14 protein-coding genes and 1 pseudogene are annotated in these 23,775 nt (G+C 77.4%); 9 read left to right on the top strand and 6 right to left on the bottom strand.

The features are described 5' to 3' along the window. Positions 1-7: 7 nt before the first annotated feature. The 3 genes from FKM96_RS07085 (at position 8) to FKM96_RS07095 (ending at position 3,325) form a co-directional block, all read left to right on the top strand. Entirely contained in the window at positions 8-742 is a 735-nt protein-coding gene (locus FKM96_RS07085) for a Sir2 family NAD-dependent protein deacetylase (RefSeq protein WP_147794640.1), read from the top strand. A gap of 378 nt (positions 743-1,120) precedes the next feature. Continuing rightward, positions 1,121-1,729: a PadR family transcriptional regulator gene (locus FKM96_RS07090; protein ID WP_147794641.1), complete on the top strand. Its 609-nt coding sequence runs from the start codon at positions 1,121-1,123 to the stop codon at positions 1,727-1,729. A gap of 69 nt (positions 1,730-1,798) precedes the next feature. Then, entirely contained in the window at positions 1,799-3,325 is a 1,527-nt protein-coding gene (locus tag FKM96_RS07095) for a DHA2 family efflux MFS transporter permease subunit (protein WP_147794642.1), read from the top strand. A 208-nt stretch (positions 3,326-3,533) separates the two neighbouring features. Here FKM96_RS07095 and FKM96_RS07105 read toward each other — a convergent pair whose 3' ends face one another. The 5 genes from FKM96_RS07105 to FKM96_RS07125 all read right to left on the bottom strand — a co-directional run bounded on the left by FKM96_RS07105 (position 3,534) and on the right by FKM96_RS07125 (position 14,474). Next, on the bottom strand, positions 3,534-4,586 hold the full coding sequence (locus FKM96_RS07105) for a cation transporter (protein WP_147794643.1): 1,053 nt from the start codon (positions 4,584-4,586) through the stop codon (positions 3,534-3,536). Next, on the bottom strand, positions 4,583-5,059 hold the full coding sequence (locus tag FKM96_RS07110; protein ID WP_147794644.1) for a transporter substrate-binding domain-containing protein: 477 nt from the start codon (positions 5,057-5,059) through the stop codon (positions 4,583-4,585). The genes FKM96_RS07105 and FKM96_RS07110 overlap by 4 nt, the downstream gene beginning before the upstream one ends. 87 nt (positions 5,060-5,146) lie before the next feature. After that, positions 5,147-10,180 (bottom strand): SdrD B-like domain-containing protein, encoded by a 5,034-nt coding sequence (locus FKM96_RS07115; RefSeq protein ID WP_147794645.1) that lies wholly within the window; start codon positions 10,178-10,180, stop codon positions 5,147-5,149. Between the two features lie 368 nt (positions 10,181-10,548). Beyond that, positions 10,549-13,221, bottom strand: a complete 2,673-nt coding sequence (locus tag FKM96_RS21910) for a LuxR C-terminal-related transcriptional regulator (RefSeq protein WP_147794646.1) — start codon at positions 13,219-13,221, stop codon at positions 10,549-10,551. Beyond that, positions 13,218-14,474 carry an MFS transporter gene (locus tag FKM96_RS07125; RefSeq protein ID WP_147794647.1) on the bottom strand — a complete coding sequence of 419 codons (1,257 nt, stop codon included), beginning with the start codon at positions 14,472-14,474 and terminating at the stop codon, positions 13,218-13,220. Before FKM96_RS07125 ends, FKM96_RS21910 begins: the two co-directional genes overlap by 4 nt. 194 nt (positions 14,475-14,668) lie before the next feature. Between FKM96_RS07125 and FKM96_RS07130 the strand changes: the two genes are divergently transcribed. Continuing rightward, positions 14,669-15,697, top strand: coding sequence for a LacI family DNA-binding transcriptional regulator (locus FKM96_RS07130; RefSeq protein WP_147794648.1), 1,029 nt, complete (start codon positions 14,669-14,671; stop codon positions 15,695-15,697). Positions 15,698-15,819: 122 nt separating this feature from the next. Further along, a pseudogene (locus tag FKM96_RS07135) lies at positions 15,820-17,013 on the top strand (glycoside hydrolase family 2 protein); the annotation flags it as partial. A gap of 601 nt (positions 17,014-17,614) precedes the next feature. Here FKM96_RS07135 and FKM96_RS07140 read toward each other — a convergent pair. Then, the gene (locus tag FKM96_RS07140) at positions 17,615-18,235 is read right to left on the bottom strand and encodes a hypothetical protein (protein ID WP_147794649.1); all 621 of its coding nucleotides are present in this window, start codon (positions 18,233-18,235) and stop codon (positions 17,615-17,617) included. Positions 18,236-18,352: 117 nt separating this feature from the next. Here FKM96_RS07140 and FKM96_RS07145 point away from each other — a divergent pair, with 117 nt between their 5' ends. From FKM96_RS07145 to FKM96_RS07160, 4 genes are all read left to right on the top strand, one after another. Further along, complete coding sequence (locus FKM96_RS07145; RefSeq protein WP_147794650.1) at positions 18,353-19,702, top strand: sensor histidine kinase; 1,350 nt, start codon at positions 18,353-18,355, stop codon at positions 19,700-19,702. Then, positions 19,699-20,361 carry a response regulator transcription factor gene (locus FKM96_RS07150; protein WP_147794651.1) on the top strand — a complete coding sequence of 221 codons (663 nt, stop codon included), beginning with the start codon at positions 19,699-19,701 and terminating at the stop codon, positions 20,359-20,361. Before FKM96_RS07145 ends, FKM96_RS07150 begins: the two co-directional genes overlap by 4 nt. Positions 20,362-20,431: 70 nt before the next feature. After that, positions 20,432-21,079, top strand: a complete 648-nt coding sequence (locus tag FKM96_RS07155; protein ID WP_147794652.1) for a TetR/AcrR family transcriptional regulator — start codon at positions 20,432-20,434, stop codon at positions 21,077-21,079. A gap of 38 nt (positions 21,080-21,117) precedes the next feature. Next, a complete protein-coding gene (locus tag FKM96_RS07160) occupies positions 21,118-23,673 on the top strand; it encodes an MMPL family transporter (RefSeq protein WP_147794653.1) in 2,556 nt (851 codons plus the stop codon). The last annotated feature ends 102 nt before the right edge of the window (positions 23,674-23,775 follow it).

The raw sequence follows: 23,775 nt of genomic DNA on the forward strand, positions 1-23,775 counted from the left end.
CGTGCACATGCCCGCCCCGGGCCTCCGGGTCACGGTCCTCACCGGCGCCGGCGTCTCGACCGGCGCCGGCATCCCCGACTTCCGCGGGCCCGACGGCACCTGGACCCGGCACCCCGAGCAGGCCGAGCTGCTGGAGATCGACCGGCTGGTCGCCGACCCGGACGTGCGGCGACGCGGCTGGCAGATGTGGCGGACGCACCCGGCGTGGACGGCGCGGCCGGCGGCGGGGCACCGCGCCCTCGTCGACCTGGCGGCGGCCGGCCGGCTGCAGGCGCTGCTGACCCAGAACTTCGACGGGCTGCACCAGGCCGCGGGCTCCGACCCGGACGACGTCGTCGAGCTGCACGGCACGCTGCGCACGACGTCCTGCCTGGTCTGCGGCGACCGGCAGCCGACCGCGGACGTGCTCGCCCGCATCGACGCGGAGCCCGACCCGCCGTGCGCGGTCTGCGGGGGCATCCTCAAGCCGGACGTCGTCTACTTCGGCGAGCGGCTGCCGGACCGGGCGCTGGAGCGCGCGATCGCCGCGGCCACCGACGGGGACGTGCTGCTCGCCGTCGGCACGACGCTGACCGTGGAGCCCGTGGCGAGCCTGGCCGCGCTCGCCGCCGACTCCGGCGCCGAGGTGATCATCGTGAACGCCGAGCCCACGCCGTACGACCGGATCGCCGACCGGGTCGTGCGGGAGCCGATCGAGGAGGCGCTGCCGGCGCTGGTCGCGGAGCTCCTGGCCCGCCCCTGACCGCCCCGTCTGCCCGACGGTGGAAGGTTCTGACCGACACGCCCTCGGCGTGTCGGTCAGAACCTTCCACTCGACGAGCGCGACCCGCCCGGGAGGACTCTGCCGGCTGCCCGTCCCCGCCGATGAGCAGGGGGTGAGCCGCCCCCGCACCGCCGTCCTCGTCACCCTGACGCTCGCCGCAGGCGCCGTCGCCCTGACGCTGCACGCCGGGCCCTACTGGGTGGACGTCGTGCGGCACCGGGTCGCCGAGCAGCGCTGGCCCGAGCAGCGGGCCCCGGATCGAGGCGGCGGTCGACGCGGTCGTGCTCAGCGCGGACCTCGTCGCCCCCTGACGGCCGGGGTCAGGTGGGCCGCGTCACGCCGCGAGGACTTCCCTGCATGGGACAGACGTCCTATAGTCCACGTGGAGTAATCAAGAAGGAGCATCACGTGGCCGGCACGCTCACCCCCCTCGCAGTCGCGGTCCTCGCGCTGCTGGTCGAGCGTCCCCTGCACCCCTACGAGATGCACCAGGTGCTCCTGCACCGCGCCACCGACCGCATCGTGAAGGTCCGCCCCGGCTCGCTCTACCACTCGGTGGACCGGCTGCACCGGGACGGCCTCGTGCGGGCGGTCGGCACCGAGCGCGCCGGCAACCGCCCGGAGCGCACCACCTACGAGATCACCCCGGCCGGACGCGACGCGCTCTCCGAGCAGCTCGCCGCGATGATCGCCGCCCCGGTCAACGAGTACCCCCGCCTGCCGCTCGCGCTGGCGGAGGCGCACAACCTGCCGAAGGACACCGTCCTGACCCTCCTCCGCGACCGGCGCACCCGGCTCGCGTCGGAGCTCGACGGCCTGCGCTCGGGAGTCGACCGCGTCCGGGCCAAGGGCCTGCCGGCCCGCTACTGGATCGACCTGACCTACCAGATCGCGGTCTACGAGACCGAGTCGACCTGGATCGGCACCTTCATCGAGGGCATCGAGTCCGGCGACATCGCCTGGTGACCCGGCGCGGCCCGCCGCGCACCCCTCCCACCCGCTCCGCGCGAGCACGCTTCCCTGCGAGGAACCCGCATGTCCGAGACCGCCCGTCCCTGGCCCGCCCTCTGGGCGCTGGTCGTGGGCTTCTTCATGATCCTGGTCGACACCACGATCGTGTCGGTCGCCAACCCCGCCATCATGGCCGGGCTCGGCACCGACATCGACGCGGTCATCTGGGTGACCAGCGCCTACCTGCTCACCTACGCCGCCCCGCTGCTCGTCACCGGGCGGCTCGGCGACCGCTTCGGGCCCAAGCCCGTCTACCTCACCGGCCTCGTGGTCTTCACGCTGGCGTCGCTCGCCTGCGGACTCGCCGGGTCGATCGGCGTGCTGATCGCCGCGCGCGCCGTGCAGGGCCTGGGCGCCGCGCTGATGACCCCGCAGACGATGGCCGTCATCACCCGGATGTTCCCGCCGGACTCCCGCGGCAAGGCCATGAGCCTGTGGGGCGCCGTCGCCGGCGTCGCGACGCTGGTCGGCCCGATCCTCGGCGGCGTGCTCGTCGACGGGCTCGGCTGGGAGTGGATCTTCATCGTCAACGTGCCGGTCGGCGTCGTCGCGTTCGTGCTCGCCTGGCGGCTGGTGCCGCGGCTCGAGACGCACGCGCACCGGTTCGACGTGCTCGGCGTCGTGCTCAGCGCGCTCGGCATGTTCCTGCTGGTGTTCGGCATCCAGGAGGGCCAGTCCTACGACTGGGGCCTGATCGGCGGCTGGCTGCCGGTGTGGGGTGTCGTCGGGGCCGGCGTGGTCGTGCTCGCGCTGTTCGTCTGGCACCAGGCTCGGACGAAGGACGAGCCGCTGCTGCCCCTCGGCCTGTTCCGCGACCGGAACTTCGCGCTCGCCAACGGCGCGATCAGCGCCCTCGGCTTCACGGTGACCTCGATGTCGCTGCCGCTGGTCTTCTACTACCAGCTCGTCCTCGGGTTCTCCCCGACCCGGTCGGCGCTGATGCTCGCGCCGATGGCCGTGATGACCCTGGTGCTGTCGCCGGTGATCGGCCGCCGCGTCGACACCGCGAACCCGCGGAACATCGCCCTGGTCGGCATGCTGCTCCAGGCCGGCGCGCTGGTGTGGTTCTTCCTCTGGCTGAGCCCCGACCCCGACCAGTGGGCCCGGCTGCTGCTGCCGAGCGCGGTGCTCGGCGTCGCGAACGCCTGCCTCTGGTCGCCGATCTCGTCGACCGCGACCCGCAACCTGCCGCGCGCGCAGGCCGGCGCCGGCTCCGGCGTGTTCAACACGACCCGGCAGATCGGCTCGGTGCTCGGCTCGGCCGCCATCGCGGCGCTCATCCAGGCGCGGCTGGTCGCCGAGCTGGGTCCCGGTGCGGCGGACTCCACCGGCGCGGCCGAGGCGGCGGGCTCGCTGCCGGAGTTCCTGACCGGCGGCTTCTCCGACGCCATGGCGCAGTCGCTGCTGCTGCCGGCCGCGATCGCCCTGGTCGGCGCGGTGCTGGTCGCGTTCTTCGTCCGCCCGGAGCGCGGCGCGCCCGGCGCCCCGGCGGCGACCCCGACGCAGGCGTCCGCGCCGACTACGCCGTCCACACCGGCGCCCACTGCCTGACCCCGCCTGACCCCCCTCCTCCCCCGCGCCACCGCGCCACCGCGCGCCGAGTGCGCAACCGACACGTCGAGTGCCTATCCAGCCGATAGGCACTCGACGTGTCTCTTGTGCATTCGGCGGTGGGCGGGAGGGCGGGAGGGCGGGCGGCGGCAGCGGGAGAGAGGGGGGCGGCGGGGCGCGGGGCAGCGGGCGGGCCGCGTGTCCGCAGTCAGCGCGAGCCGGCGCCCGCGCGGCGCTCGTCCTCGCCCTCCGCCGCGGCGACGCCGGGCAGCATCTCCTCCGGGAGCTCCTCGACCGGCACCACGACGAGGTCCTGCACCTTCCAGTCCAGCGCGGTCGCGGCCTCCCGAGCCTCCGCGAGCTCCCGCAGGCTCGGCGCCCGGCCGTCCCGGGGCACGACGAACGCCTCCACGTGGAACACGTGCCCCTGGTCCCGGACCCGCGACCGCGCGTCCTCGACCCAGGGCAGCGCCCGGAGCCGGGCGTCGACCTCGCCGGTGAGCGGGTGCGGCTCGTCGCCGTCGACGGTGGTCGCGCGCGCGTCCATGAGGGCACCGGAGGCGACCCGCAGGTTGGCGATCCCGTCGCGCAGGATGCTGACCGAGATGAACAGCGCCGCGGCGGAGTCGGCCCACCACAGGCCCGCGCCGATGCCGAGGATCCCGACGACCGACCCCAGCGCCGTCATCCAGTCGGCCTTGTTCATGTCGGCGTCGGCGTACAGGACGCGGTCGTGCAGCGTGCGGGCCAGCGGCATCTTGGCCCGGCCGAGCAGCACCGGCGGGATCCCGGTCAGCACCATCGCGCCGATCATCGGCCAGCCGGCCCAGAACACGTGGTCGCCGAGGTGCATGACGCCCACCGGCGGGTGCTCGGCGGCCAGCAGCCCGCTCCCGGAGTCGAGCACCAGGAACGTGCCCATCGTCAGCAGCGCCGCCGCCGCGACCAGGTGACCGACCCCGACCGACCGGTGGTACCCGTAGGGGTGCGCGGTGGTCGGCCGGCGCCGCGCGAACCGGACGGCGACCAGGAACGAGATCGGCGGGATGAACGACAGCAGGTCCTCCGCCCAGGCGGCCTTCATCGCCTGCGAGCTGCCCATCACCAGGTAGACGAGCGTGACGCCGACCAGGAGGAACGCGATCGTGCCCCACGCGAGCCGGATCGCCCGGCGCAGCGCCGCCGACTGCTCCTCCGGCAGCTCGGTGTGCCCGAACGTGACGCCGCCCTCGGCCCCGGCGGCCGGCCCGCGGCCGCTCACGGCAGCACGTCCCGGTGCTCCTCCAGCAGGAAGGTCTCCAGCCGGACGAGGAACGCGTTCTCGCCGAGCGGCGCGGCCATGACGTGCGGCTCGGGCTCGCCGCGCTCGTCCGGCACGGTCGTGTACGGGGTGGTGAGCGCCGCCTGCGCCGACCAGGGCGACCGGCCGGTGAACCCGCCGATGACCAGGTCCAGCTCGCCGGCCTCCAGGTCGCCGATGAGCACCTCCTCGCTGCCGGCGGTCCAGTCGACCTCGGCGTCGAGGGTCTCGGCGAACTCGGCGACGATCTCGGCCTCGAGCCCGGACGGCGCCGCGCCCTCCTGGACCTCGGTCCACGGCGGGTTGGCGGTGACCCCGACCCGGAGCGCGTCCCCCGTCACCCGCTCCAGCGTGCCGTCGGGGTCGGCGGGGAACCCGCCCGAGCACCCCGCCAGCAGCGCCGCGGTCAGCAGCAGTCCTGCGGTGCGTCTCATGCGGCCCGAGTGAAGCGCCTTCCCGGCGTGCCCGCACGCCGGGGCCGCGCTCCCCCGGTCAGGACCCGGGGGAGCGCGGCGCCGAGGTCAGCCCCGCCGGCGCGCCAGGCGGGCGCTCAGCGCGAGGCCGCCGAGCCCGAGCAGCACCGCAGCGGCCGCCGCGAGCAGACCGACGCCCGCGCCGGTCACCGCGAGCGCGCCCCCGCCGGGGGTGACCACGACGCCGGCGACGGCCTCGACGGGGTCGCCCGCGCCCGGGTCGCCCGGGTCGCCCGGGTCGCCCGGCAGCGTCGGCCCGAGCACCCGCACCAGCCCCGCGTCGACCGTCGGGTCCAGGTAGTCCGCCGCGACCCCGTCCTCGGGCAGCGCGGGGCGCACCCGGGGCTCGCCGGCCCCGAGCACCACGTCGCGCGTCCAGCCCGCGGCGTCCGCGTCGGAGTCCTCCGCCGCGTCGCCCTGCCGCGCGGCGGTGAACCCGTACCGCCCCGCGAGCACGCCGTCGAGGACGAACCGCACGCGGTAGGTCCCCGCCGGCAGCAGGTCGAACTGGTACCGCCCGTCCGCATCGGTGGTGGTCGTGGCGACCGGCTGGTCCGAGCCGGCGGCGTACAGCCGGACCGTCACCCCGCCGACGCCCGGCTCCCCCGGGCCCTGGCGACCGTCGCGGTCCTCGTCGAGCCACACCCGGTCCCCGAGGGCGAACGTCCGGTGCACGGCGACGCCGGCCCGGTTGGGCTCGAGCGTCTCGTGCTCCACGCCGGAGGGCGTCACGCTGGCGGTGGTGACCACCATCGTGTTCCAGGCCGGGGCGTCGACGTCCGCCGCCGCGGTGTCGTAGGCCGTCGCGGACCGGGTCCGGAACGTCGCCGTGACCGTCTCGCCGGGCTGCAGGTTCGCCGCCGACAGGTCCAGGTCGACGCGCAGGCCGCGCACCCGGGTCAGGTCGTCGACCTGCTCCGCGGGGGTCCACACGTCGGCCGCGCAGCCGGCCCCGAACGGGTCGGCCGAGCGCGGGTCGCCGGTGTAGGTGCAGCTCGCGCCGTCCAGCAGGTACGACACGGTCGACGTCGCCCCGTCGGGCAGGCCGGAGAGCCGCAGGTCGCCGAGGTACTCGGTGGCCCACACGCTCCCCCGCGCGCTGCTGCTCTGGGACCGCGAGGTCCCGGTGTCGCCCGCGAACGGCAGCACGTCCACCAGGGTGGCGCTCGCCGTCGGCAGGTTGCCGGTGTTGGTCACCCGCAGCCGCCAGGTCTCGGTCCCGCCCGGCTGGGTGCGCACGAGGCACGGCGTCCGGTAGAAGCCGTCGGCGGACACGCACTCCTGCCCGTTCGCCGAGGTGTTGACCACCCCGGTCGGGGCGGCGCCCGGCGCGAGGTCCTCGGCGACGTCCTTGACCCGCAGGTAGTTGGGCAGCGCCACCACGTCGACGCGCGCGGTCGCCTCCCGGGTGAGGCCGTCCGCCGACGACAGGACGAACCGGTTGGTCAGCACGGACCCGGCCGGTGTCCCCGCGCGCACGGCGAGCGGCACCGTGACGGCCACCTGCTCGCCGGGCATGAGCCGCGTGCCGGGCGGGAAGGTCACCCGGACCGCGCCGCCGTCGACCACCACGGACGGCTCGGCCGCCGCGATCGCCGCATCACCCGGCGTGACCGCGACCGCGGCGGTGCCGTACGCGTCGGGGTCGTACACGAGCTGCGGCCCGGCGGCGTCCGCGGGCAGCACGTCGGCCAGCACCGGGTCCACGATCGGCGCGGTGCCGGTGTTGGTCGCGGTCAGCCGGAACGGCAGCCGCGAGCCGGGACCGGTCATGGTGGTGGCGGGCGTCTTGGTCACGGCGGCGTCCACGACGCCGTCCGTGACCGTGTAGGTCGCCACGGCCGGATCCAGCACGACGGGCGCCGGCTGGCGCTCCGCCTGCACGGTCCCGGTGACCTCGTTGGTCAGCGCGCCGGCCGGCACCTCGGCGCCGGTGCTCCGCAGGGTCGACCGCGGGCTGAGCGCGAGCACCGCGGTGGGCCCCTCGAAGCCGCCGACCCGGCGGTTCGCGAACCAGGACCCGGCGGGCGCCTGGAACGTCACCCGGACGCCGGTGACGTCCGCCGCCGACGTGCCGTCCGGGAGCGCCGCGGCGCCGTCGGGCAGCGGCGGCATCGTCGTGCTGACGCCGGCCGGCAGCGCGCTGGTGACGGGCGCGGTCCACGCGCCGTCGACGCGGTACTGCACGGCGGCGGTGTAGCCGGCGCCGTCGGCCGCGGTCACCCCGGCGAGGGCCTCGAGGCCCACCAGGTCGAACGCGTCCCAGAACGCCTCGGAGGTGTCCTCCAGCACGTAGGTGGCGGGCCGGCTGACGGCCTCGTCGCTGACCCGGCGCGCGCTGAGCGACAGCCGCACCGTGCGGTCCTCCGCGGCGTACCGCGTCCCGGTGTCCGGGGACATCGACTTGGCGAGCGCGCCGTCGAGCGGCTGCAGCGCCTCCGGGTACAGCACGGTGGCCGCCTGCGCGACGTCGGCGGGCGTGCCGGGGCCGAGGTCGCCGAGCAGCGTGTTGGTGAGCGTGGTCGACGGCGCCGCGTCGGCGGTCCCGGTGATCGGCGCACCGGCGCGGGTCTCCGCCCGCAGCACCGTGTCCGCGACGACGACCAGCGCCGCACCGTCCGGGAGGGTGCCGTCGGCACGGGCTTCGACGGACACCACGTCCGCGAGGTCCGCCGCCGACAGCGCCGCGACGGCGGCCGCCGAGCCGAGGTCGTGCAGCACCCCGCCGTCGGCGCCGCGCAGCACGACCCGCAGCGTCCCGGTCCCGGCCGGGGCCGTCACCGCGAGGCGCGTCAGGTCGACGTGCTCGAACGTGCTGCCGTCGTCGGTCGCCGGGTCCGGGTCGAGCAGCCGCAGCGCACCGACGGGCACGCCGGACACGTTCTGCACCCGCATGGTCAGGCGGTTGGCGGGCCGGTCCGCGCCCGGCTCGGCGTTGTCGACACCGATCAGCGCGGACGCGTCCCGCCACGACTTGCTCGCGTCCACCCGGCGGATGTCCACCGGGGCGTCGCCCGGGCCGAACGTCACCGTGTCGCCGTCGCCGGACGGGCCGGTGAGCCCGGAGCCGACGCCGGTGCCCGTGGCCTCGACCGCCACGGCGTTGCGCAGCGCGGTCCCGGGGGCGACCGCCTGGTCGAGCGCCAGCACCAGCGCGACCCGCGGCGTGAACGAGCCGTCGACGGGCAGCGACGCGCCCGTCGGGGTGTAGACGACGCGCACGCCGTCCGCGCCCGCGGGGACGTCGAGGTCGAGCAGCGTCGCGGCGTCGGTGGTCGGGCCCGCGAGCCGGACCCAGGAGCCGCCGGTCCGGACCAGGACCTCGGCGCTCGAGCCGGCCGGGACCTGGACGGAGCCGACCCGGTCGAGCGCGGCCGCGTCCCAGAGCGTCGACGCGGCGTCGCCGCCGGCGGCGTCCTCGATCACGAGCGACCCGACGGGGACGGTGGTGTCGGCGGAGACCCGGCCGGTCAGCGTGGCGACGAGCTCCTGCCCGGGCGCGCCCGGGAGCGGGGCGCCCTGCGCCTGCTGGGTGAGCGTCTTGCTCGCCGTCGTCACGACCTGCCGCGGGACCACGGTGAGCCGCGCGGACGCGGTGCGCTCCGCCGCCGGCGTGCCGTCCGCGGCCTCGCCGTCGACCGCCACCTCGTTGGTGAACGTCCGCACCGGCGTCCACGCGGGGTCGGTGGCGACCCGGAACGGCACGGTCGCCTCGGCGCCGGGCGCGAGCGTGCCGCGGTACTCGACGACGAAGCCGGTCACGACGGCACCGGCGGGCGACGCGGGCCAGGTGGTGACCCCACCGGCCGGCGGCGCCACGGCGACCGGGCCGCCGACCCCGGTGCCGAGGAAGGTCACGGTGGCGCCGGTGGCGCCGGCGGGCCACGCGGCCGCGTCGACGGCGCCCGCGCCGTCGACGCCGAACCCGGCGAAGCCGAGCAGGCCGGCCGCCGGGTCGCCGAGCGGGCCCGCGCCGGCGGCGGAGGGCTCCGCGACGCGCAGCACGGACAGCTCGGTGTTCGAGGCGTTGCGGGCGGTCAGCCGGACGACCGAGGGCTGCCCGGCCACCACCTCCGCGCGGGCTGCGCCGTCGAAGGTCTTGCCGGCCGCGACCTCGACGGTGACCGGGTTGATCTGGAAGGTCGCCGAGGCGGCGCCGGTCGCGTCGCCGCGCGGCGTCGTGAGCGCGGCCGCGGCCGTGTTCGGCACCCGGGTCGTGGCGTCCCGCGGAGCGGTCCCGGCCTGCCCGAGCACGAGCGCGACGGAGCCCGCGGCCCCGCCGGCGACGATGGTGCCCTCGGGCGCGCCGTCCCCGGCGAACCGCAGGGCGACGCCCGAGACCGTCGTGAGGTCCACGCCGCCCGCGTCGAGCGCCGCGCCGGGCGCGAACGGACCGACCGTGACGGTGCCGCCCGGCGTGGTCAGGTCGACCGCGACGGACGTGGCGCCCTCGGGCGCCGTCCACGAGCCCAGGCCGCGCAGCACCAGCGGCGTGCCGGGGCCGAAGGCGGCCGGGGTCCCGGCCGCCGGGTCCGTCACCGTCAGCGCCGCGGCGGCGACGGGCGAGGTGTTCTGCGCGCCCAGCGTCACGGTGACGTCGCCGGGGTCGCCCGCGACCTGGTCGGCCGGGGCGACGCGCTTGGTGACCGCGACGCTCGGGGTCACCGGGACGACGACCCCGACGGTCGCCGGGGCGCTCACCGGGTCGGCGTTGCTCGCCGTGACGGCGGCGGTGTTGGTCACCGACCGGCCGTCCCAGGACAGCGGCGTCCCCGCGGGCAGCGTGGTGCGGAGCAGGACGCTCACGCTCTGCCCCGCCGCGAGGCCGACCACGCCGGGGTGGCTCGGGTCCGTCTCGCGGAACGCCACCCGGGCGGTCGCGCCGGACACGGCCACGACCGCCTGCCCGGTCTGCTCGGCCTGCACCGTCACACCGTCCGCGTCCAGCACGAACGGCTCCGGAACGGCGTCCTCGAGCACGACGTCGGCGCACATCGCGACGATCGACTCGCAGGTCACCTCGACCGTCCACGTCACGCCGTCGCCCGGCCGCGCCGTCGTCGCCGACGCCGTCTTGCGCACCGCCAGCGTGCCGCGGTCGCCCCTCGGCCGCGCTCGCCGCCTGCGGCGCGGCGACCGCCAGCACCGCGCTGACCAGCAGCAGCGCCAGCACCGTCGCGAGCGCCGTCAGCCGCTCCAGCATCCCCCGTGACGCGCCGCGCGCGCCCGATCCCCAGCTCATCCCCGTACCCATCCCTCGACTGCGCCGGCGGAGCGGGCGCGGGTCGCGCGCCCTGGTCCGGCGGATCGGGGATCGGGAGCGCGGCCGGGGGCGGGGAGGTGAGAGCCGGGGTGAAAGGCGACGGCGGCTCGTCGGGCGCCGTGGGCGGGCGGCACGCCGGGCGCGCGGGACGCCGGCCCCCGAGGTCGGCGTCCGGCGCGGCCGCGGGTCAGAGCAGGCCGAGCTCCCGCAGCCGGGCGACGGCGTCCGCGCGGTTGCGGACGCCGAGCTTGCGGTAGGCGGTCCGGGCCTGGGACTTCACGGTGTTGTGCGAGACGTGCAGCCGCGCGGCCACCTCGGCCAGCCCGGCGTCGTCCGCGAGCTGCCGGAGCACGACGAGCTCGCGCTCGGTGAGACCCGCCCCGGGGGCCCCGTCCGGGACCGGCGCCGGCAGGCCGGCGAGCCCGGCGAGCACGTCCGCCGTCGCGGCATCCGGCGCCCCCAGGGCCGCGATCGCCGCACGCTCGGCCGGGGACACCAGCAGCCAACCCGTCCGCGAGCCGCCCGCCGCGACCACCGCGCACCCCTCGCGCAGCGCGCGGGACGCCACCGCCCGGTGCGCCTCGGCGCGGGCGCGCGCGTCGGCACCCGACGCCCCCCCGACGGGCGCCGTCGGGACGGGCGCCGTCGCGGCCGCCAGCAGGAACTGCCGGGCGGCGCGCAGCCGCGGCCCCTCGTCGGGCAGGTCCGGCGCCGCGAGCAGCGCCCGCGCCTCGTCCCGCCGCCCGACCGACAGCAGCAGCCGCCCGCGCGCGACCCGGGCCGCGGCGTGCGGCCCGCGGACGGGCTCGAGCAGCTGCAGGCCCCGCTCGGGCTGGCCCGCGGCGAGGGCCAGCAGCGCCCGCGACGCGGCGAGCCGTGCCCGCCAGTACCCCGTGGTCGGTGCACGCCGGCCGCGGTGCAGGGCCGACGCGAGTGCCTCCTCGCCGGCGACCGCCTGGCCGAGCAGCAGGTCGGCCGTGGCCCGCGCCTCGGCGAACGCGGGCCAGAACTCGTTGGTCCGCAGCTCGTCCGCCAGGCCGTCGAGGAGCGCCGCCGCAGCGGCCGGGTCGCCGTCCTCGAGGGCCAGGTGGACCCGCGCCAGATCGAGCGGCGAGCGCCGGTACGCGGTCTCGGGGCGCCGGGGCGGCTCCGTCGCCGCGGCGGCCCCGACCGCCGCGCGTGCGCCGGCCACGTCGCCCTGCACCGCGAGGAAGCCGGCCGCGAGCGCCTGGGCCGTGAACGCGCCGAGGGAGCCGGTGCGCTCGTGCGCCAGCCCGCCGGCGGCCACGGCGAGGCCGCGCTCCACGTCGCCCGCCGTGAGCAGCGACGTGCCGAGCTGCCGGTGCAGCAGCGCCCGGAGCCCGTCGACGGTCGCGTCCGACCCGGGCGGTGTCGCGGCGAGGTGCTCCACGGCCGCGAGCGCCGCCGTCCGGGCGCGGCCGCCGCGGCCGAGCAGCCGCATGGCGACGCTCTCCGCGGAGCGGAGCACCGCGCGCTCCGCGGTCGTCGCCCGCGGCAGGTGCAGGACGGCCCCGCCCGCGGCGACGGCCAGCCACTCCAGGGCGCGCGCCCGGTGCTCGGCCCGGGTGTTGTGCAGCAGCGCGAGCAGCAGCGCCAGCGCCGGGCGGGCGGCGACCGCGGTCCGGGGCAGCCGCTCGAGCACCCGGATCGTGTCCTCCGCGCTGGTCCGCTGACCGGCGCCCCAGACGCGCATCACGACGGTCGTCACCAGGTCGACGTCGCCGGTCTCGGCCGCGGCGTGCAGCGCCGGGTAGTACCGGCCAGCCCCCAGGCCCCAGTCGACGACGGTGCGGAGCAGCCGGTCGACGGCCTCCGGCTCCGCGCGCTCGAGGTCGGCGCGCAGGGCGGCGCGGACCACCGGCGTCAGCCGGAGCTCCGGCCCGCCCGCCGCGGGCGCGCCGCCGGGGACCGCGGCCGCCTCCTCCCACGCACCGAGCCCGTCGCGCTCGAGCCGCGCGAGCAGCGCCGCCCCGCCGTCCCCGGCGAGGGCGTCGGCGAGGGCGGGCGTCAGGGTCGCGGCGACCGAGACCCGGCGCGCCGCCGCCAGGACGGCCTCGTCGCCCGGGTCGCGCTCCAGCACGGCGCGCACCCCGCGGGCCGCGACGTCGACCAGGTCACGGTGCGACGCCGTGCGCAGGTCGACGGTGCCCGCCGCGGCGGCGAGCGCGACCGTCCGCACCAGCACCCCGAGCCCGTCACCCGCCTCCCGCACCCGGTGCGCCGCCGCCGGGTCCTGACCGGCGCGCGCGAGCACGTCCGCCACCTCCGCGTCGTCCAGCCGCAGGTCGTCCGGCCCGAGCGCCACCACGTCCAGCCGCAGCGCCGCGGCGGCGAGCAGCCGGTCCTGCGTCGAGCGGGTGGTGACCGCGACGTGCAGCAGGTCGGTCCCGGCCAGCACCTCGACCAGGTCGTCGTCGACCCGCGGCGAGGAGATCGCCTCGTACCCGTCGAGCACCAGCAGCACCGGGCCGGACATCGCCCGGAGCGCCCGGACGACCTCCGCCGCGACCGCCCGTCCTCCGCGCCGGACGGCACCACGCGCCGCGTCGGCGGGCCCGTCGTCCAGCAGCCCCGCCCCGGCGACCTGCTCGAGCAGGGCGGACCACGGCTCCGGGCCGGCGGCCTCGGCGTCGAGCCAGACGACCGTGCGCTCCGCCGGGACGCCCGCGCGCACCCAGGACGCGAGCAGCAGGGTCTTGCCCGCGCCCGCGGGACCGTGCAGGACCACGAGCGACGCGTCCGGGTCGAGCAGGCCGAGCGGGCGCGGTCGCGGCACCGCCCAGCTCGGCACCCGGGGGACGCCCCGCGGCGCCGGGGTGGCGGGGGTCACCGGGGTCACCGCCCGCTCCGCGCCGCCGCGGCCAGCGCCACGGCGCCGGCCAGCACCGCGAGGACGGCGGGCGCCTCCGGCCGCAGCCCGTAGGCCGAGGTGGCCAGCAGCGGCCCGAGGACGAACGTCGCGGCGTTCCCCGCGTTCACGAGGCCGGCGACGTCGCCCTGGCTGCCGGGGCCGACGGCGACCGACGCCGCCGACGTGCAGCCCGCCGCCGCGCCGCCCACCGCGGCGCCGAACACCGCCGCGACCCCGACGAGCACCGCTGCCGGCACCGGCGCGAGGTAGACCACGAGCGCCCCGAGGGCCAGGGCCGACCCCACGCGGACGAGCCGCCAGGGCGCCCACCGCAGCCGGGGCACCAGGAGGCCCTGGGTCAGCATCGACCCCACACCCGCCGCGAGCAGCAGGCCGCCGGTCAGCGCCGTCGCACGGGCCGGGCCGAGGTCGTACCGGTCCTGCACGAGGAACCCGACGCTGCCCTGGACCAGCGCGAGCGCGAGGAACACGGCCACCGAGGCGACGACGGCCGCCCGCACCCCGGGCACCGCGAGTCCGCCGAGCCGGTCGGCGCGGGGCCGGTCGTCCGCGACCGGGGCGCCGACCGCCGCGCCCGCGCCCCCGAGCCGGCCGCCGGCCGCGATCACGACGACCACGGCACCGGCGAGCAGGACCACCGTCGCGAGCACGGGCGTCGCCGTGCCCAGCCCCGCGAGGGCGGCAGCGAGCCCCGCGCCGACGGCGGTCGCGAGCCCGCGGACGGCGCCCGCCCGGGCGATCCAGCCGACCCGCTCGGCCTGGGTGCGGGACCGGGCGACGAGCACCACCTGGGTCGCGGGTCCCGCGGCGGCGACGGCGGCCCCGATCCCGAGGCCCCGCGCGAGCAGCAGCAGCGCCCACGCCCAGCCCGCGTGGGCGGGGCCGGCGGCGAGCACCGCGGCGACGACGCCCGCGCCGAGCGCGCCGGCCAGCACAGCGGCCAGGAGCACGGGTCGGGGGCCGCGCCGGTCGGCGCGGCGCCCCCACCAGGGGCTCGACAGCACGACCACCGCGGCGGACAGCGACGTCACGGCGCCGGCCTGCCAGTCGGCCAGCCCGAGCTGCCGCGTCAGCGCGGGCAGCACGGCCGCGGTCGCGACCTGGGCCACCCCGACGGCACCGAGGGCGAGCAGCGCGACGACCGCGCCGCCGCGGCGGGCCCCGACGACCGGCCCCACCTGCGGCGGGACCGCGACGGACGGCAGAGGGCGCGACGGCACAGCGGCACCTTACCGACGCCGGCGGGGAGCCCTCCTGTCCGTCCGGCCCGCTCACCGGCGCGAAGGGGTAACCGACGCGTCGAGGGAGTAGTCGGCGGCTACTCGCTCGACGCGTCGCATACCCCCTCGCGGACCGGGCGGAGCCGAGGCGCCGGCCCGCCGGGCGTGCCGAACGCCGCGCTAGGGTGCCCCGCATGGCGCGCAGGGCGGCGGTGACGCTGCAGGAGGTGGCCCGGGCTGCGGGCGTGTCCCCGCGCACCGTGTCGAACGTCGTCACCGGCTACCCGCACGTCGCCCCCCGGACCCGCGCGCACGTGCAGTCCGTGATCGACCGGCTCGGCTACCGCGCGAACGCCGCCGCCCGCTCGCTGCGCACCGGCCGCACCGGCCTGCTGGGCCTGGTCGTGCCGGCGCTGGACCAGCCGTACTTCGCCGAGCTCGCCCGCGCCGTGGTGCGCGAGGCGACGGGCGCCGGGTTCACCGTCGTCGTCGACCAGACCGACGGCGACCCCGACCGCGAGCGCGAGCTGCTGCTGCGCGGCCCGCGCGGCGCGCTGTTCGACGGCCTGGTGCTCAGCCCGCTGGCGCTGACCCCGGACGACCTGGTCGCCGCGGACCCCGTCCGGCCCGTGGTGCTGCTGGGCGAGCGGACCGTCCCGACGTCCTTCGACCACGTGCACATCGACAACGTCGCCGCCGCGCGCGAGGCCACCGCGCACCTGGCGGCCGCGGGCCGGCGGCGGATCGCGGCGATCGGGCTCGAGCCGGGTGCCGCGGCCCGCACGGGCCGCCAGCGCGAGGCGGGGTACCGGCTCGCGCTCGAGGACGCCGGCCTGCCCGCGGACCCCCGGCTCATGCGGTACGTCGACGCCTACGAGCGCTCCGCCGGGTTCGACGCCATGGCGGCCCTGCTGGACGAGGACCCGCGGCCGGACGCGGTGTTCTGCTTCACCGACGTGCTGGCGGCGGGCGCGCTCCGCGCGTGCCTGACCCGCGGGGTCCGGGTGCCTCAGGACGTGGCGATCATGGGGTTCGACGACGTCGAGGAGGCGCGGTTCGCCACGCCGTCGCTGTCGTCGGTGCGGCCGGACCGGGACGCGATCGCGCGCGCCGCGGTCGGCCGGCTGGTGACGCGGGTGCAGCTCGGCGAGGAGGCCGGGCCCGCCCAGGACGTCACCGTGCCGCACGCGGTCGTGGGCCGGGAGTCGACGGCCGGGTCCTGACCCCGCGTCGGGCGCGCCCGGCACCGACACGCACCGCCGCATGACGTGACGCGCGCGTTTGCCACGTGGCAACATGGCGGTGCGCGACCTGGCCAGCACTCCCGCGACCCCGAAGGACCGCCATGACGACGACGTCAGCAGCCGACCGCGGCCTGCACCCCCGCCCCCAGCTCGTCCGCCCGGACCGCTGGTGGTCGCTCGACGGGCCGTGGGCCTTCGCGTTCGACGACGCGGACGCCGGGCTGCGCGAGCGCTGGCACGCCCCGTCGGCGGCGGACCGGTTCGCACGCGAGATCGTCGTGCCGTTCCCCCCGGAGTCGGCCGCCTCGGGGATCGGCGACCACGGGGACCACGCGGCGCTCTGGTACCGCCGGTCGTTCGCGGTCCCCGCCGACCTGGGCGCGGGTCCGGAGGGCGACCGGTTGCTGCTGCACCTCGGCGCCGTCGACCACGAGGCCGACGTGTGGGTCGACGGCCGGCACGCCGTCCGGCACGAGGGCGGCCAGACCCCGTTCTCCGTCGACGTCACCGACCTGCTCGACCCGGAGACCGCGTCCGACGCGCACGTCGTCGTGGTGCGCGCGACCGACGACCGCACCGACGTCGAGCAGCCCCGCGGCAAGCAGGACTGGCAGCCCGAGCAGCACGCGATCTGGTACCACCGGACCTCCGGCATCTGGCGCACGGTGTGGCTGGAGCGGGTGCCGGCGGTGGCCGTGGCGGACGTGGCGTGGCGGCCCGACGTCCCGGGCGGGCGGATGACCGCCCAGGTCCGGCTGCGCGCCACCGCGCCCGCGGGCACCCGGGTCCGGGTGCGGCTGACCCGGGCCGGCGAGGACCTCGGCGCCGCCGAGGTGCCGGTCGAGGGATCGGTCGCCGAGGTGTCCGTCGCGATCCCCCGGCAGGCCAACGGCCAGCTCTACGAGCGGCTGCTGTGGTCGCCGGACAGCCCGGTGCTGCTCGACGCGGAGGTCACCCTGCTCGGGGACGGCGCGGAGCTCGACCGCCTGGAGTCGTACTGCGGCCTGCGCTCGGTCGCGACCGAGGGCGCGACGCTGCTGCTCAACGACCGCCCGTTCTACCTCCGCTCCGTACTGGAGCAGGGCTACTGGCCGGAGTCGCACCTGACCCCGCCGAGCCCCGACGCCCTGCGCGCGGAGGTGCAGCTGACCAAGGACCTCGGGTTCAACGCGGTCCGGGTGCACCAGAAGGTCGAGGACCCGCGGTACCTGTACTGGTGCGACGTGCTCGGCCTGGCGGTGTGGTCCGAGACGGCGGGCGCGTACCGGTTCAGCGACGAGGCGGTCGCCCAGCTGACCCGCGAGTGGCTGGACGTCGTGCGGCGCGACGTGTCGCACCCGTCGATCATCGCGTGGGGTGCCGTTCAACGAGTCGTGGGGCGTGCAGCACGTCGCGCACGACCCGGCGCAGCAGGCGTACAGCCGGGCGCTGACCGAGCTGACCCGTGCGCTCGACCCCACCCGGCCGGTCATCTCCAACGACGGCTGGGAGCACACGGCCTCCGACCTGCTGACGGTGCACGACTACGCCGACAGCGGCGCGGTGCTCGGCCCCCGGTACGCCGACGCGGCGGCGGTCGCGGCGACCCTCGACGGCGTCGGGCCGGCCGGTCGCCGGATGTGGGTCGGCGGCCCGGCACCCGAGCCGGGGACGATCCCGGTCCTGCTGACCGAGTTCGGCGGCGTGTCCTTCGCGCCGGGTGCGCCCGAGGGGTCCTGGGGCTACTCCGAGGCCCGTTCGGCCGAGGACCTGGAGGCGCGGCTGTCCGACATCGTCGGGGCCGTCCGCGCGTCGGCCGTGCTCCAGGGCTACTGCTACACCCAAGCTCACCGACACCGGCCTCGAGACCAACGGCCTGTGCGACGAGAACCGCAACCCGAAGCTCCCGCCGGAGACCTACCGCCGGATCTTCGCGGGCTGAGCGTCGTCGCCCGCGCGGGGCTCCTCCTCGCGCCGCGCGGGCGTCAGCGTCTCCCACACCGGGCCGAACACCAGCCACCCCACCAGCACGAGCGTGGCCCGCGCCCCCCAGCCGAGCAGCACCTCCCGCTGCTGCGCCGCCGCCTCGCCCGCGCCGGACGCGACGAGCAGCAGCGCGCCCAGCACGCCCCACGCGACGGTCCAGGCCAGCAGCACCCGGAGCCACAGCGCCCACTCGTACCGGACCCGCACCGGCCCGTGCTTCGGCGGCCGCACCGGCTCGGGCCCGCCGAAGAACCGGTGCGCCACCCACGCGTCGACCGCGTGCACCGTGCGCTTCCCGAACGCGACCGTGAACCCGAGGTAGAGCGCCGCGAGGCCGTGGGTCCAGGTCGCCTCGCTGCCCCGGAGCAGGTCGCCGACCGTCGCCACCAGCAGCACCACCTCGAGCAGCGGCTCGCAGAGCAGCAGCACCGTCGACAGGCGGCGTCGCCGCAGCACGTAGCGCGCGACGACCGCCGCCGCGAGGAACACCCAGAAGGCGACCTCGCAGGCGACGACGAGCAGGGCGACGGGGTTCTCGCGCAGGGCGTCCATGCCGGGCAGCCTCGCGGCGGGGACGGGGCGCCGGCGTCGGCCGTCCGCACGATCCCGGGGGCCGGGGTCGTCCGTTCGGAGGACCCGCCCGGGGGAGGTCCGTGCTGGGATGGCCGCATGCCTCCGCGACGACCCGCCCGGTGGCCGCGGCTCGACGACCGCGGCGTCGCCCTGGTGTACCTCGGCGTCGGCCTGCTGCTGCTCGGCCTCGGGGTGACCAGCACCGCCCCCGCGGCCGACGGGCCGGGGGCGGACGCGCTGCACGCCGCGCTCCTGGTCGTCGGCTGCGCGGCCCTCGCCGCCAAGCGCCGGCACCCGCTGGCGGTGCTGCTCGTGGCGACGGGCGCGTTCGCCGGCAGCCTCGCCGTCGGCGGCTCGGTCGGCCTGCTGCTGGTGCTCGTCGACGCCCTGTACACCGCGGGGGTGCAGCTGCCCACACGGGCGCGACGGTGGCTGGCGGCGGCCGCCGTCCTCCTCACGGTGGCGGCCGGGATCGCCGGCTGGGTGCTCGCCGACGGGGTGCGCGGCGCGGTCCAGGCGCTGCTGCTCGCGGCCGCGTTGCTGGTCACCCCGCTGTGGTGGGCCTCGGACGTGCGCAGCCGGACAGAGCTCGCCGCCTCGGAGGCCCGCCGCGCCGCGCTGGAGCGGCAGCAGGCCGACCTGGCACGCGCGCACGCCGCCGACGTGGAGCGGATCGCCGACCTGGACCGGGACGCTGCCGTCCAGGAGGAGCGCGCCGCGATGGCCCGCGACCTGCACGACGTGGTGGCCTCGCGGTTGTCCGCCATCGCGATCCACGCGGAGGCGGCACTCGCAGGGACGCCGGACGCCGGACGCGACCGGGCCGCGCTCGGCGCCGTCCGCGCGGAGGCGGTCGCGTCGCTCGCCGAGATGCGGTCGATGGTGCTCGTGCTGCGCGGGGGCGGGGGCGACCCGCCGGCCGGGGCGGCCGCCGGGCTGGACCGGCTGCCCGACCTGGTCGCCGACGCCGAGGGCCGCGGTCTGGACGTGCGCGTGTCCGCGTCCCCGCAGCCTGCGCTGCCCGCGGTGGTCGACCAGGCGGCCTACCGGATCGCGGCCGAGGCGCTGCGGAACGCCGCCGCGCACGGGCCCGCCGGGGGCCGGGTCGACGTGCGGGTGGCCGCCGGGGACGGCGCGCTGGAGGTGGAGGTGGTGAGCGCGCTCCGGCCTGCGGGCGGCGCGCGCGCGGACGACGCAGTCCCCCGCGACGCGGGCGCCGGCGACGCGGACCGGGCCGGCGGACCGGGGCGGGCGGCCCTCGGGTCCGCGACCGGGCTGCTCACCATGCGCGAGCGCGCGCGCTCGCTCGGCGGTGACGTGACCGCCGGGCCCGACGGCGCCCGGTGGCGGGTGCGGGCGGTGCTGCCGCTCGGCGACGCGGCCCCCGCAGCCGGGGCGGCCGGGCGCCCGGCCGCCCTCGCCACCCGCACGGCGGCCGCCCGATGACGGTCCGCGTCCTGCTCGCCGACGACCACGGCGCCATCCGCGCCGGCCTGCGCCTCATGCTCGACCAGGCGCCGGACATCACGGTCGTGGGCGAGGCCGCCGACGGCGCCGCGGCCGTCGCGAACGCCCGGGCGCTGCGCCCCGACGTCGTGCTCATGGACGTCCGGATGCCCGGCACCGACGGCATCGAGGCGACCCGCCGCGTCGTCGCCGAGGGGCTCGGCGCCGTCGTCGCGCTGACCACCTTCGACCTCGACGAGTACCTGTTCGGGGTGCTGCGCGCGGGCGCCGTCGGCTTCCTGCTCAAGTCGGTCGGCGCGGCGGAGCTGGTCGAGGCCGTGCGCCGGGTCGCCGCCGGCGAGGGCGTCCTCGCGCCCGAGGTGACCCGCCGGGTGCTCGCCGCGTCGGTGTCCGCGCCCGGGGTCCCTGCGCCCGGCACCGGCCCGGTGGACCCGCCCGGGCTCGACCTGCTCACCGCCCGCGAGCGCGAGGTGCTGGTGCTGCTCGCCGGCGGCCGGTCCAACCAGCAGGTCGCCGACGCCCTCACCGTCTCCGAGACCACCGCGAAGACCCACGTCAGCCGGGTGCTGGCGAAGCTGGGCTGCCGGACCCGGCTGGAGGCGGCCGCGGTCGCGCACCGGGCCGGCCTGGTGACCTGAGCCACACCTGTCCGAATTGCACCCCGTGCACGGTTGCACAGAGTGCACCCACGTGCCTACGGTCGTCCGCGTGACGACGGAGACGGCGGGGACCGACCGGCGGGCGGCGCTCAAGGCGCGCTCCCGCCGCGCGATCCTGGACGCCGCCGACGCCCTCATCGCGGAGCGCGGCACGGCCCAGTTCACGGTCGACGAGCTCGCCGAGCGCGCCGACGTGTCCCGGCGCACCGTGTTCAACCACTTCGGGTCGCTCGAGGACGTCGTCCTGTCCACCTGCACCGAGCGGCTCGGCGTGGTCATCGACCAGGTCCAGGCCGTCGCGAGCGCGACCCCGGTGGGCGATGGCTCCCGGGCGTCGATGTTCGACGAGCTCGCGCAGACCCTGCGCGGCGCGGACCTGCCGCCCGCGATCACCTACCTGGCCGGCGCGCTCGGCCCGCTCGCCGAGGGGGACGACCCCCGCGCGAACATGCTCGCGCAGGAGGCGTTCTCCCGGGTCGCCGACCACCTCTCCGCCGAGCTGGTCCGCCGTTACCCCCGCGCCGAGCTGCTGGACGTCCGGCTGCTCGTCTCCTCCCTGGTGCACGGCGTCGCCGTGATCGCGATGCACTGGTGCACCACCACCGACCCCGCCGCGCCGGACGCCCGCGCGCAGTGGGACGCCCTCGTCGACCGGCTCATCCAGAGCGTCCGAGCCGGGTACATGCCGGAGCACTGACGCCCCGCACTCCCACCACCACCGAGAGAACAGGGACCATGGCAGGACTCCTCTACCGCATCGGGCGCTTCTCGGCCCGCCGCGCCTGGGCCGTCGTGACGGCCTGGGTCGTCGTGCTCGCCCTGGCCGTGGGCGCGTACTTCGCGTTCGGCGGGCAGCTCACCTCCGCCGTCACCATCCCCGGCACCGCCACCGAGCGCGTGACCGAGCAGCTGGCCGACGAGTTCCCCGCCGCGAGCGGCGGCAGCGGCACGGTGGTGTTCCACACCGCCGACGACGCCCCGTTCACCGACGCCCAGCAGACCGCGATCAGCGACACGCTGGCCGGCCTGGCGGACGTCGACGGCGTCACCGGCGCCACCGACCCGTTCCAGACGACCGCCCAGCTCGGGGAGCAGCAGGCGCAGGTCACCGCGGGCCGCGACCAGATCGAGCAGGGCCGGGCCCAGCTCGAGGCCGGGCAGGCCCAGCTCGACGCCGGCCAGCAGCAGCTCGACGCCGCGCAGGCGCAGCTCGACGCCCAGCGCGCGCAGGCGGAGGCCGCGGGCGCCCTCGCCGCGGTGCAGCCGCAGCTCGACGCCGGCCAGGCGGAGATCGACGCGCAGCAGGCGCAGCTCGACGCGCAGGCGCAGCAGCTGACCGACGGCCTCGCCGAGCTGGAGACGCAGAGCGCCCAGCTCGAGGCCGGCGCCGACCTGCTGGAGCTGTCCTCCGGCATCCGTCTCGTCTCCGAGGACGGCACCGCCGCGGTCGGCACCATCGCGTTCGAGGACTCGCAGTTCGAGATCGCTCCGGAGACCAAGGAGGCCGTCGTCGACGCCCTCGAGTCCGCGGACCTGCAGGGCGTGGACGTCGAGCTGTCGTCCGACCTGACCCAGGAGATCCCGAGCGTGCTCGGCCCGGGCGAGGTCATCGGCGTGGTCGTCGCCGGCATCGTCCTGCTGGTCATGCTGGGCTCGCTGGTCGCCGCCGGCCTGCCGATCCTGTCGGCCCTCGTCGGCGTCGGCATCGGCGCGGTCGCGTCGTTGGCGCTGTCCGGGGCGGTCGAGATGCTGTCCGTCACCCCGGTGCTCGGCATCATGCTCGGCCTCGCGGTCGGGATCGACTACTCGCTGTTCATCCTCAACCGGCACCGCCGCCAGCTGCGCGACGGGGTCGAGCTCGAGGAGTCGATCGGCCTGGCCAACGGCACCGCGGGCAACGCGGTCGTGTTCGCCGGCACCACCGTGCTGGTCGCGCTGCTGGCGCTCAACGTCACCGGCATCCCGTTCCTCGGCCTCATGGGCACGGTCGGCGCCATCTGCATCCTGGTGGCGATCCTCATCGCGATCACGCTGACCCCCGCGCTGCTGTCCCGGATCGGCCTGAGGGTGCTGCCGAAGAAGAAGCGCGCCACGGTGGGCCACGAGGAGCCCGAGGCCGTCCCCACCACCCCGATGAAGACGTCCCGCGCGGTGCTCACGCTGGTCGCCGGGGTCGCGGCGCTGCTGATCATCGCGATCCCGGCGCTGTCGATGCGGCTCGGCCTGCCGGACGGCTCGTCGGAGTCGCCCGAGTCGACGCAGTACCGGGCGTACCAGATCACTGCGGACAAGTTCGGCGCCGGCGTGAACGGCCCGCTGCTGGTCGTGGCGAACCTCCCGGACGCGGTCTCCGCGGAGGACCTGACCGCGGAGCAGGTCCGCATCGGGACCGAGCTCGCGGCGCACGACGACGTCGTGGCGGTCGCGCCGATCGGCTCGAACGAGGCCGGCACGATGCTCGCGTTCCAGGTCGTGCCGACCGAGGGCCCGAACAGCGAGTCGACCGAGGCCCTGGTGCACGCGCTGCGCGACTCGTCGCCGATCGAGGGCGACGTGGAGCTCGGCGTCGCCGGCACCGCGAGCGCCAACATCGACGTCTCCGAGAAGCTGTCCGACGTGCTGCCGGGCTACCTGGCGATCGTCGTCGGCCTGTCGCTGATCATCCTCATCATCGTGTTCCGGTCGATCTTCGTCCCGGTCACCGCGACGCTCGGGTTCGTCATGTCGCTGTTCGCCGGGTTCGGCGGCGTCGTGGCGATCTACCAGTGGGGCTGGCTCGGCTCGGTGTTCGGGGTGCACGACCCCAGCCCGGTGCTGAGCTTCCTGCCGATCATCGTCACCGGCGTGCTGTTCGGCCTCGCGATGGACTACCAGCTGTTCCTGGTGTCCGGCATGCGCGAGGCGTACGCCCACGGCGTCGACCCCCGGGTGGCGGTCCGGCGCGGCCTGCACGCCGGCCGGGTCGTCGTCACGGCGGCGGCGATCATCATGGCGTCGGTGTTCGCCGGGTTCATCTTCGCGGAGTCGTCGATCATCCGGCCGCTCGGCTTCGGCCTGGCGTTCGGCGTGCTGCTCGACGCGTTCGTGGTCCGCATGCTGCTGATCCCGGCCGTCATGCACCTGGCCGGCAGGTGGGCCTGGTGGATCCCGAAGTGGCTCGACCGGATCCTGCCGGACGTCGACGTGGAGGGCGCCTCGCTCGAGCGCAGCCACCCGCACCCGATGCACCGCACGTCGGCCGACCCCGACGAGGGCGTGCCGTCGGAGGGCGAGCCGGCGCACCGCGCCTGACGCAGCTCACCCGGGTGGATCCCTCCGCACCGGCGCGCCACGGCGTGTCGGTGCAGAGGGATCCACTCCGCGCGACCGGGACCCCGCTCGGCACCGCCGGGC

The sequence above is a fragment of the Cellulomonas sp. Y8 genome (genome assembly GCF_008033115.1).
Taxonomy (GTDB): domain Bacteria; phylum Actinomycetota; class Actinomycetes; order Actinomycetales; family Cellulomonadaceae; genus Cellulomonas.

Coding starts and splice junctions, on each gene's coding strand:
- FKM96_RS07090 (WP_147794641.1), top strand. CDS start 1,121: ATGGGACAGACGTCCTATAGTCCACGTGGAGTAATCAAGAAGGAGCAT.
- FKM96_RS07130 (WP_147794648.1), top strand. CDS start 14,669: ATGGCGCGCAGGGCGGCGGTGACGCTGCAGGAGGTGGCCCGGGCTGCG.
- FKM96_RS07160 (WP_147794653.1), top strand. CDS start 21,118: ATGGCAGGACTCCTCTACCGCATCGGGCGCTTCTCGGCCCGCCGCGCC.
- FKM96_RS07085 (WP_147794640.1), top strand. CDS start 8: ATGCCCGCCCCGGGCCTCCGGGTCACGGTCCTCACCGGCGCCGGCGTC.
- FKM96_RS07095 (WP_147794642.1), top strand. CDS start 1,799: ATGTCCGAGACCGCCCGTCCCTGGCCCGCCCTCTGGGCGCTGGTCGTG.
- FKM96_RS07110 (WP_147794644.1), bottom strand. CDS start 5,059: ATGAGACGCACCGCAGGACTGCTGCTGACCGCGGCGCTGCTGGCGGGG.
- FKM96_RS07145 (WP_147794650.1), top strand. CDS start 18,353: ATGCCTCCGCGACGACCCGCCCGGTGGCCGCGGCTCGACGACCGCGGC.
- FKM96_RS07150 (WP_147794651.1), top strand. CDS start 19,699: ATGACGGTCCGCGTCCTGCTCGCCGACGACCACGGCGCCATCCGCGCC.
- FKM96_RS07140 (WP_147794649.1), bottom strand. CDS start 18,235: ATGGACGCCCTGCGCGAGAACCCCGTCGCCCTGCTCGTCGTCGCCTGC.